Annotated in this window: 8 protein-coding genes and 2 tRNA genes; 2 read left to right on the forward strand and 8 right to left on the reverse strand. The window is 52.9% G+C overall.

The window, feature by feature from the left end:
• Positions 1–5: 5 nt before the first annotated feature.
• The 5 genes from ilvD to ilvL all read right to left on the reverse strand — a co-directional run bounded on the left by ilvD (position 6) and on the right by ilvL (position 5,106).
• Positions 6–1,856 carry a dihydroxy-acid dehydratase gene (gene ilvD, locus FHD02_RS20570; RefSeq protein ID WP_137361414.1) on the reverse strand — a complete coding sequence of 617 codons (1,851 nt, stop codon included), beginning with the start codon at positions 1,854–1,856 and terminating at the stop codon, positions 6–8.
• Positions 1,857–2,014: 158 nt separating this feature from the next.
• On the reverse strand, positions 2,015–2,944 hold the full coding sequence (locus tag FHD02_RS20575) for a branched-chain amino acid transaminase (RefSeq protein ID WP_003829030.1): 930 nt from the start codon (positions 2,942–2,944) through the stop codon (positions 2,015–2,017).
• A gap of 17 nt (positions 2,945–2,961) precedes the next feature.
• Positions 2,962–3,225: an acetolactate synthase 2 small subunit gene (gene ilvM, locus FHD02_RS20580; RefSeq protein WP_006686038.1), complete on the reverse strand. Its 264-nt coding sequence runs from the start codon at positions 3,223–3,225 to the stop codon at positions 2,962–2,964.
• Positions 3,222–4,868 carry an acetolactate synthase 2 catalytic subunit gene (gene ilvG / locus FHD02_RS20585; protein ID WP_220394281.1) on the reverse strand — a complete coding sequence of 549 codons (1,647 nt, stop codon included), beginning with the start codon at positions 4,866–4,868 and terminating at the stop codon, positions 3,222–3,224. The genes ilvM and ilvG overlap by 4 nt, the downstream gene beginning before the upstream one ends.
• Before the next feature lie 139 nt (positions 4,869–5,007).
• Positions 5,008–5,106, reverse strand: coding sequence for an ilv operon leader peptide (gene ilvL / locus FHD02_RS20590; RefSeq protein WP_001311244.1), 99 nt, complete (start codon positions 5,104–5,106; stop codon positions 5,008–5,010).
• 351 nt (positions 5,107–5,457) lie between these two features.
• Here ilvL and FHD02_RS20595 point away from each other — a divergent pair, with 351 nt between their 5' ends.
• Complete coding sequence (locus FHD02_RS20595) at positions 5,458–6,978, forward strand: YifB family Mg chelatase-like AAA ATPase (protein WP_137361416.1); 1,521 nt, start codon at positions 5,458–5,460, stop codon at positions 6,976–6,978.
• Between the two features lie 24 nt (positions 6,979–7,002).
• Here the strand turns inward: FHD02_RS20595 and maoP are convergent, their stop codons facing one another.
• The gene (gene maoP, locus FHD02_RS20600; protein WP_003018025.1) at positions 7,003–7,341 is read right to left on the reverse strand and encodes a macrodomain Ori organization protein MaoP; all 339 of its coding nucleotides are present in this window, start codon (positions 7,339–7,341) and stop codon (positions 7,003–7,005) included.
• A gap of 106 nt (positions 7,342–7,447) precedes the next feature.
• On the opposite strand from maoP, the gene hdfR reads away from it, so the two are divergent.
• Positions 7,448–8,293, forward strand: a complete 846-nt coding sequence (hdfR, locus tag FHD02_RS20605; protein WP_220394282.1) for an HTH-type transcriptional regulator HdfR — start codon at positions 7,448–7,450, stop codon at positions 8,291–8,293.
• 97 nt (positions 8,294–8,390) lie between these two features.
• On the opposite strand, the gene FHD02_RS20610 is transcribed toward hdfR, so the two are convergent.
• Both FHD02_RS20610 and FHD02_RS20615 read right to left on the reverse strand, forming a co-directional pair.
• A tRNA-Trp gene (locus tag FHD02_RS20610) sits at positions 8,391–8,466 on the reverse strand.
• Positions 8,467–8,518: 52 nt separating this feature from the next.
• Positions 8,519–8,595 (reverse strand) — tRNA-Asp (locus tag FHD02_RS20615).
• Positions 8,596–8,729: the final 134 nt, after the last annotated feature.

Raw genomic sequence — 8,729 nt, forward strand, 5'->3', positions numbered from 1 at the left:
GGTCATTAACCCCCCAGTTTCGATTTATCGCGCACCGCGCCTTTGTCGGCGCTGGTTGCCAGACTGGCATAGGCACGAAGGGCAATGGAGACCTGACGCTCGCGGTTTTTCGGCGTCCACGCCTGGTCGCCGCGGGCTTCCTGGGCTTCACGACGGGCGGCGATTTCCGCCTCGCTCAGCTGAAGCTGAATACCGCGATTCGGGATATCGATAGCGATCATGTCGCCGTCTTCGATGATCGCGATGTTGCCGCCGCTCGCCGCTTCCGGGGAAACGTGGCCGATAGACAGGCCGGAGGTACCGCCGGAGAAGCGACCATCGGTGATCAGCGCACAGGCTTTACCCAGCCCCATCGATTTCAGGAAGGTGGTTGGGTAGAGCATTTCCTGCATGCCCGGCCCGCCTTTCGGCCCTTCGTAGCGAATCACCACCACGTCGCCTTCCACCACTTTCCCGCCGAGGATCGCTTCAACCGCTTCGTCCTGGCTTTCGTAGACTTTCGCCGGGCCGGTAAATTTGAGAATGCTGTCGTCAACGCCGGCGGTTTTCACGATGCAGCCGTTTTCCGCGAAGTTGCCGTACAGTACCGCCAGACCGCCATCCTTGCTGTAAGCGTGCTCCAGCGAGCGAATACAGCCTTCGGCGCGATCGTCATCCAGCGTATCCCAACGGCAATCCTGCGAGAACGCCTGGGTGGTGCGGATGCCCGCCGGACCAGCGCGGAACATTTTTTTGACCGCTTCATCCTGGGTCACGGTGATGTCGTACTGTTCCAGCGTCTGCGGCAGAGAGAGACCAAGGACGTTTTTCACGTTGCGGTTCAGCAGCCCAGCACGATCCAGCTCGCCTAAAATACCCAAGACGCCGCCGGCGCGGTGAACGTCTTCCATATGGTATTTCTGCGTGCTTGGCGCCACTTTACACAGCTGCGGCACCTTGCGGGACAACTTGTCGATATCACTCATGGTGAAGTCGATTTCCGCTTCCTGCGCCGCCGCCAGCAGATGCAGAACGGTGTTAGTGGAACCGCCCATGGCGATATCCAGCGTCATGGCGTTCTCAAACGCCGCTTTACTGGCAATGTTACGCGGCAGCGCGGAAGCATCATCCTGCTCGTAATAACGTTTGGTCAGCTCAACGATGCGTTGACCAGCGGTGAGGAACAGCTCTTTACGGTCAGCGTGGGTCGCCAGCAGTGAGCCGTTGCCCGGCTGCGACAGGCCCAGCGCTTCGGTCAGACAGTTCATCGAGTTGGCGGTGAACATCCCGGAGCAGGAGCCGCAGGTTGGGCAGGCGGAACGTTCAACCTGCTCACTCTGCGAGTCGGAGACTTTCGGGTCCGCGCCCTGAATCATCGCGTCAACCAGGTCGAGCTTGATGATTTTGTCAGAGAGTTTGGTTTTCCCGGCTTCCATCGGGCCACCGGAAACGAAGATCACCGGAATATTCAGGCGCAGCGAGGCCATTAACATCCCGGGGGTGATTTTGTCACAGTTGGAGATGCAGACCATCGCGTCGGCACAGTGGGCGTTAACCATGTACTCAACGGAGTCGGCGATCAGCTCACGGGACGGCAGTGAATAAAGCATGCCCCCGTGGCCCATAGCGATACCGTCATCCACCGCGATGGTGTTGAACTCTTTCGCCACGCCGCCTGAGGCTTCGATTTGTTCGGCAACCAGCTTACCAAGATCGCGCAGGTGGACGTGACCCGGCACGAACTGGGTAAAGGAGTTCACGACAGCGATAATCGGCTTGCCGAAATCGGCGTCGGTCATCCCGGTGGCGCGCCACAGTGCGCGGGCGCCCGCCATATTGCGGCCGTGGGTGGTGGTGGCTGAACGATACTTAGGCATGCTTGATTAACTCCCGTCTGTCTTTCCCCTGCATACTTCACGCCGCAGGTGCGTTGGCTGCCTCGCTCACCCCAGCGACTTACTACCGTAAGCTCCTGGGACTTGCTGCGTTGCCGTCTTCCTGCAACGTGAATTATTTTAGGGAAATATTAATATTGTTATTGGTTTACTGAATCCAACCAGCCGTATTTGTCTTCCGTTTCACCGGTGAAGAGGCCAAAGAAGGCCTGCTGGATGCGTTTGGTGACCGGGCCGCAGCGGCCTTCGCCCACCTGAATACCATCGACGCTGCGTACTGGCGTGATTTCCGCCGCGGTACCGGACATAAACACTTCGTCGGCCAGGTACAGCGATTCACGGGACAGCACCTGCTCACGCACTTCGATATCAAGATCTTTCGCCAGTTTAATGATGGCATCACGGGTGATACCCGGCAGCGCGGAAGAGGTAAATGGCGGGGTAAACAGAATGCCATCTTTAACTTCAAACAGGTTTTCACCCGCGCCTTCGGAGATGTAGCCATTCACGTCCAGCGCAATACCTTCCTGATAACCATGACGACGCGCTTCGCTACCCACCAGCAACGAAGACAAATAGTTACCGCCCGCTTTAGCAGCAGTAGGGATGGTGTTCGGCGCAACGCGGTTCCAGGAAGAAACCATCGCATCGATCCCCTGTTCCAGCGCTTCTGCGCCGAGGTATGCGCCCCACGGGAACGCGGCGATGATCACATCAGTGGTGTAACCCGCTGGCGGGTTAACGCCCATCCCGACGTCGCCAACAAAAACCAGCGGACGAATATAGGCGCTGGTCAGGTTGTTTTTGCGGATTACTTCGCGGCAGGCTTCCATCAGTTCATCAACGCTCTGAGAGACTGGAAAACGGTAGATCTTGGCTGAATCACGCAGACGCTGCATATGTTCACGATGACGGAACACCACCGGCCCTTTGTGAGAATCGTAGCAACGGATGCCTTCAAATACAGAAGTACCGTAGTGCAGAGCGTGGGACATCACGTGAACCTTCGCGTCTTCCCAACGAATCATCTCGCCATTAGACCAAATGTAATCAGCTTTTTTCGTCGTCATTTTTCTTCCTTTTGCGCTCAGGCGCGGATTTGTTGTGATGTGGTTGTGCTCTGGCAGATAGCAACATGTGCAACGTCTACCAGCTTACTTAACTGACTAAACAGTAAGTCGACCGACCGGGGGCTGGCAACGGTCAATTCGATATTTATATTCTGCGCATCGCTGGCGGCTGCCATATTCATGGAGCACACCTGAAAACCACGATGGCGTACCACGCGTAAAACACGTTCTAAGGTTTCCGGATTGAAACGAGCCTCAACGGCGACCTGATGATGCATCATGATAATTTCTCCAGCATTTCTGAGTTGCTGGCGCCAGGCGGCACCAGAGGCCAGACATTCTCAAGTTCGTCGATTGAGACATGAAGCAGGTATGGCCCCTCGCTGTTCAGCATGGTGTCGAGTGCCGCTTCAACCTGGTCTTTACGGGTGATGTGCTGGCCAGGTATGCCGAAGGCGCTGGCCAACATGAGGAAATCGGGGTTATCGGTAAGGGTGGTTTCGCTATAACGTTCCTGGAAAAACAGTTGCTGCCATTGTCGCACCATGCCTAAGCGCTGGTTGTCGAGTAAGACTATCTTCAGCGGTAACTGCTTACGCTTCACGGTGCCCAGCTCTTGCACATTCATCATGAAAGAGCCGTCACCGGAGATACAGATAACCGTATCGTTCGGGCGCGCGACCTGAGCACCCACGGCGGCAGGCAGGCCAAAGCCCATCGTACCCAAACCGCTGGAGGTGATGAAATTTTCCGGGCGGGTATAGGTCATATGCTGTGCTGACCACATCTGATGCTGACCAACATCCGTCGTCACCACGCTATCTGCAGGTTTGCGTTCTGACAGCTGTTTTAACAACAGCGGCGCGTAGATAGCGTCACCCGGATGATCATAACGCCAGGCATGTTCTGCGCGCAGCTCTGCACAGGACTGACGCCATGCGGCAATCTTCAGCGGTTGTTGTAATGCCGGCAACAGCGAATTTAAATCGCCCTGCAACGCGACGTGTGCCTGACGCAGTTTGTTCATTTCCGCCGGGTCGATATCCATATGGATAACGCTGGCGTTAGGAGCGAAAGTATTCAGCTTACCGGTTACCCGGTCATCAAAACGTGCGCCCACTGCGATCAGTAAATCACTTTCTTGCACCGCGAAATTCGCCGCTTTAGTACCGTGCATTCCCAGCATGCCCAAATAGTACGGATAGTCAGCGTTTACTGCGCCCAGGCCTTTCAGCGTGCAGGCAACTGGCATTTGGGTAAGCGCAATAAACTCACGCAGAGCAGAGACCGCCTGCGCCATACCCACGCCACCACCTACGTACAGGATGGGTTTTTGCGCCTGAGCCAGCATTTTACGCGCCTGCTCAACGTCAGCATGCGGGAGAGTCTCTACGTTTCCGACGGTCGTGAAATATGGTTCCAGCGTACCGCTGGCTAACTGGATGTCTTTCGGGATATCGACCAGAACGGGGCCCGGACGACCAGAGTTCGCCACGTCGAAAGCTTCTGCCATGATGCGCGGCAGTTCCTCCAGTGACTGCACCAGGAAACTGTGTTTGGTGCAAGACAGAGACATACCGAGAACGTCCACTTCCTGGAACGCATCCGTTCCGATGAAAGGTGATGCAACCTGGCCGGTGATCGCCACAACGGGAACAGAATCTAACAGGGCATCGGCAAGGCCGGTGATCAGGTTGGTAGCACCAGGGCCTGAAGTGGCGATACACACGCCGGTTTTACCGGTCGCACGGGCATAGCCAATCGCCGCCATCGCTGCGCCCTGCTCGTGTCGGCACAACAGGTGTTCTACGCCGCCGTCATATAACGCATCATAAACCGGCATGATTGCGCCACCGGGATAACCAAAGACGGTTTGAACCCCTTGTGCACGCAACGCATGTACCACCCACTGTGCCCCATTCATAGTTACATCCCCGCCGTAAATCTTGAGAAACAGAATTTTATGCTGATATTCACTTTCTGCTCCTCGTGTATGTTTTTAAGGTCAAAAAAAACCCCCGGACCTTTCGGTGCGGGGGTCTTAGTTCGTTAAGGCTTGTTTTCTAAGCCTTTCCTCGTCCAAGTGCAGCCCCGCACGGTGGGATAATAATCACCACCACGCTAATCACGACCAGGCTAATCACTCGTAGAAGGGCTGTCATTTTTATATTTTCTTGCATCTTGTTCGAAGGAATACCTAAAGAGTTACCATAGAATTTGCAAATAACACAAGAATTTTTTTCATTCGTTTTTCTGACCCCGGTAACGGTTTTGATAAATCGCCTTGTTTTCTATATAAAAAATTAAAAAATGAAAATATTTCACGTTTCAGGTCACTCTTGAGCACACACTCCCCCCAGCGACACCTTACAAATACGTTTGCGAGCGTTATTCCTGGTTTCATGCAAAAGATTTAATTTGCAAAAAAATACGTGAATCAGCATCTAAAAGCCGCAATCAAGTTAAATCTTGCCGCGATACATTGCCGCATAATGCCTTCATCAGGAGGAGTTATGTCACTATCGATTGTTCACACCCGCGCCGCGCTTGGCGTGAATGCGCCAGCCATTACCATTGAGGTACATATCAGTAATGGTCTGCCTGGTTTAACCATGGTGGGATTGCCAGAAACAACGGTGAAAGAGGCCCGCGATCGGGTTCGTAGTGCGATTATTAATAGTGGTTATGAATTCCCGGCCAAGAAGATAACCATTAACCTCGCTCCTGCCGATCTTCCCAAAGAAGGAGGACGATATGATTTACCTATCGCAGTGGCGCTTCTGGCCGCTTCTGAGCAGCTTACAGCCCATAATCTCGATACCTATGAGCTGGTAGGTGAATTAGCGCTTACAGGCACGCTACGCGGCGTTCCAGGAGCGATTTCAAGCGCAACCGAAGCAATACGCGCAGGCAGGAGAATTATTGTCGCAAAAGAGAATGCCGCTGAAGTCGGACTAATACATGGTGAAGGGTGTCTGATTGCCGATCACCTACAGTCCGTATGCGCATTTCTCGAAGGGAAGCATGATTTAGACAGACCGTTATCTGCAGACTTCACGCCAGAGCTATTAGCTGATGATCTGAGCGATATCATCGGTCAGGAACAAGGCAAACGCGGGCTGGAGCTCACTGCAGCTGGCGGTCACAACCTGCTGCTTATCGGCCCTCCGGGGACGGGAAAGACCATGCTGGCCAGTCGCCTCAGAGGGCTGCTTCCGCCTCTTAGCAACGATGAGGCACTGGAAAGTGCTGCGATACTCAGCCTGGTCAATTCCGCTACGATACAAAAACAGTGGAAGCAGCGCCCTTTTCGCTCACCGCATCACAGTGCTTCGTTAACCGCTATGGTAGGCGGTGGGTCTATTCCTGCGCCGGGAGAGATCTCTCTGGCGCATAACGGCATACTATTTCTGGACGAATTACCTGAGTTTGAGCGGCGCACGTTGGATGCCCTGCGTGAACCTATCGAGTCCGGGCAAATCCATTTATCCCGCACTCGGGCTAAAATAACCTACCCTGCGCGCTTTCAACTCATTGCTGCAATGAATCCCAGCCCAACGGGTCACTATCAGGGGAACCATAACCGCTGCACCCCAGAACAAACGCTGCGTTACCTCAACCGATTATCAGGACCGTTTCTTGACCGTTTCGATCTCTCCCTCGAAATCCCTTTGCCTCCGCCCGGCATACTCAGCCAGAGCGCAGTGAAAGGGGAAGATAGCGCCACGGTGAAGCAACGCGTTATCGCCGCACAAGAGCGTCAGTATCGGCGACAAAATAAGTTAAACGCGCATCTGGGCAGTCAGGATATACATGAATATTGCCAACTTCGCAGTGATGATGCGCAGTGGCTTGAAGAGGCATTGGCACATCTCGGATTATCTATCCGCGCGTGGCTGCGATTGATAAAGGTCGCCCGAACCATTGCGGATCTCGAGCAATGTGACCATATTACCCGTCAGCATTTGCAGGAGGCCATTGGGTATAGGGCGATCGACAGGTTACTCATTCATTTGCAGAAACTACTGACATAAAAAAAGGGCTTTCGCCCTTTTTTATTAATCATCAGATTCGGTGTAGTCTTCTGCACCTTCCACCTGAGGTTTCCCACCAGACAGCGTGTGGAAACGTTTTGGACGCTTAATACGCGTCATATACTTAGACCACACGCGTTCAGCTTCGGTAACCGGTTCACGTTCACCACGGCATACCGCAACAAACAGTTTTTCTTCTTCCGTTACCGGCTCACGTTTGCCCAGATCCAGCTCGTTGAAAGCATAACCGTGACGCTCAAGCAGTTGTGCTTCTTTAATGGTGAAATCACCATGACGGGAGAATCCACGGGGATAATATTTATTGTCGAAATATCGATTAGTCGTCGTAAAGCTTTCCGCCATCCTGCACGCTCCTAATTCTTTGGCCGAGCTATTTATGGCGCGGAGTATTAGTTACGCTTGACAGAGCGTCAAACAAAAGATTTAAATCATCACGACAAATAATTTTATGGAGCGAGTTGTGGATACGGAATTGTTAAAAACTTTCCTGGAGGTTAGCCGGACACGCCACTTTGGCAGGGCTGCTGAAGCGCTCTATCTGACCCAATCAGCGGTTAGTTTTCGGATCAGACAACTGGAAAATCAATTGGGTGTAAATCTGTTCACCCGACACAGAAACAATATCCGTTTAACCGCGGCGGGTGAGAAATTATTACCTTACGCTGAAACGCTGATGAATACGTGGCAAGCAGCACGCAAGGAGGTCGCGAATACCTCGCGGCATAACGAGTTTTCAATTGGTGCCAGCGCATCCCTTTGGGAATGTATGCTTAATGACTGGTTGAAGCGTTTGTATCAGTCACAGGAGCCACAAACCAGCCTGCAGTTTGAAGCGAGAATTGCTCAACGGCAGTCGTTAGTAAAGCAGCTACATGAACGACAGCTTGATCTACTGATCACCACCGAAACGCCCAAAATGGACGAATTTAGCAGCCAACTGTTGGGATATTTCACGCTGGTGCTCTATTGCAGTTCACCTTCGCAAACCAAAGATGAACTGAATTACCTACGCCTGGAATGGGGACCCGATTTTCAACAACACGAAGCGGGACTGATCGCGGGAGATGAAGTGCCGGTTCTGACCACCAGTTCAGCAGAACTGGCCAGGCAGCAACTTTCTGTCCTTAAAGGCTTTAGTTGGTTGCCCGTTAACTGGGCTAAAACAAAAAACGATCTACACACGGTTACCGACAGCACAACACTGTCACGCCCTTTATATGCAGTCTGGCTGCAAAACAGCGACAAGCACGCACTTATTTGCGATCTGCTAAGAACAAGTATTCTGGAAGATTAGAAAGCACTGGCAAGGATGCCAGAAGTAATACAGCAGAAAGGAATAGCTCAAATTGCAGATAAAAAAAATCCTTAGCAAGAATGCTAAGGATTGTTTCTGGCAGGGGCGGAGAGACTCGAACTCGCGACACCCGGTTTTGGAGACCGGTGCTCTACCAACTGAGCTACGCCCCTAAATTTTTTTATCATTAAGCCTGCTTAGTAGCAGGCTTAATTTTCTAATAAGTGGCGGAACGGACGGGACTCGAACCCGCGACCCCCTGCGTGACAGGCAGGTATTCTAACCAACTGAACTACCGCTCCACCGAATTTCTTTGTCACTACCCGGATTTTCATCCCGGTTTACTGCAATTTGATGCCTGGCAGTTCCCTACTCTCGCATGGGGAGACCCCACACTACCATCGGCGCTACGGCGTTTCACTTCTGAGTTCGGCAT

The sequence above is a fragment of the Citrobacter sp. EC_71 genome (genome assembly GCF_019584005.1).
GTDB classification, from domain to species: Bacteria; Pseudomonadota; Gammaproteobacteria; order Enterobacterales; family Enterobacteriaceae; genus Citrobacter; species Citrobacter werkmanii.

What these genes read in the sequence shown, in the direction of transcription:
- ilvD (WP_137361414.1), bottom strand. Translation starts at nt 1,856, where the DNA reads ATGCCTAAGTATCGTTCAGCCACCACCACCCACGGCCGCAATATGGCG.
- FHD02_RS20575 (WP_003829030.1), bottom strand. Translation starts at nt 2,944, where the DNA reads ATGACGACGAAAAAAGCTGATTACATTTGGTCTAATGGCGAGATGATT.
- ilvM (WP_006686038.1), bottom strand. Translation starts at nt 3,225, where the DNA reads ATGATGCATCATCAGGTCGCCGTTGAGGCTCGTTTCAATCCGGAAACC.
- ilvG (WP_220394281.1), bottom strand. Translation starts at nt 4,868, where the DNA reads ATGAATGGGGCACAGTGGGTGGTACATGCGTTGCGTGCACAAGGGGTT.
- ilvL (WP_001311244.1), bottom strand. Translation starts at nt 5,106, where the DNA reads ATGACAGCCCTTCTACGAGTGATTAGCCTGGTCGTGATTAGCGTGGTG.
- FHD02_RS20595 (WP_137361416.1), top strand. Translation starts at nt 5,458, where the DNA reads ATGTCACTATCGATTGTTCACACCCGCGCCGCGCTTGGCGTGAATGCG.
- maoP (WP_003018025.1), bottom strand. Translation starts at nt 7,341, where the DNA reads ATGGCGGAAAGCTTTACGACGACTAATCGATATTTCGACAATAAATAT.
- hdfR (WP_220394282.1), top strand. Translation starts at nt 7,448, where the DNA reads ATGGAGCGAGTTGTGGATACGGAATTGTTAAAAACTTTCCTGGAGGTT.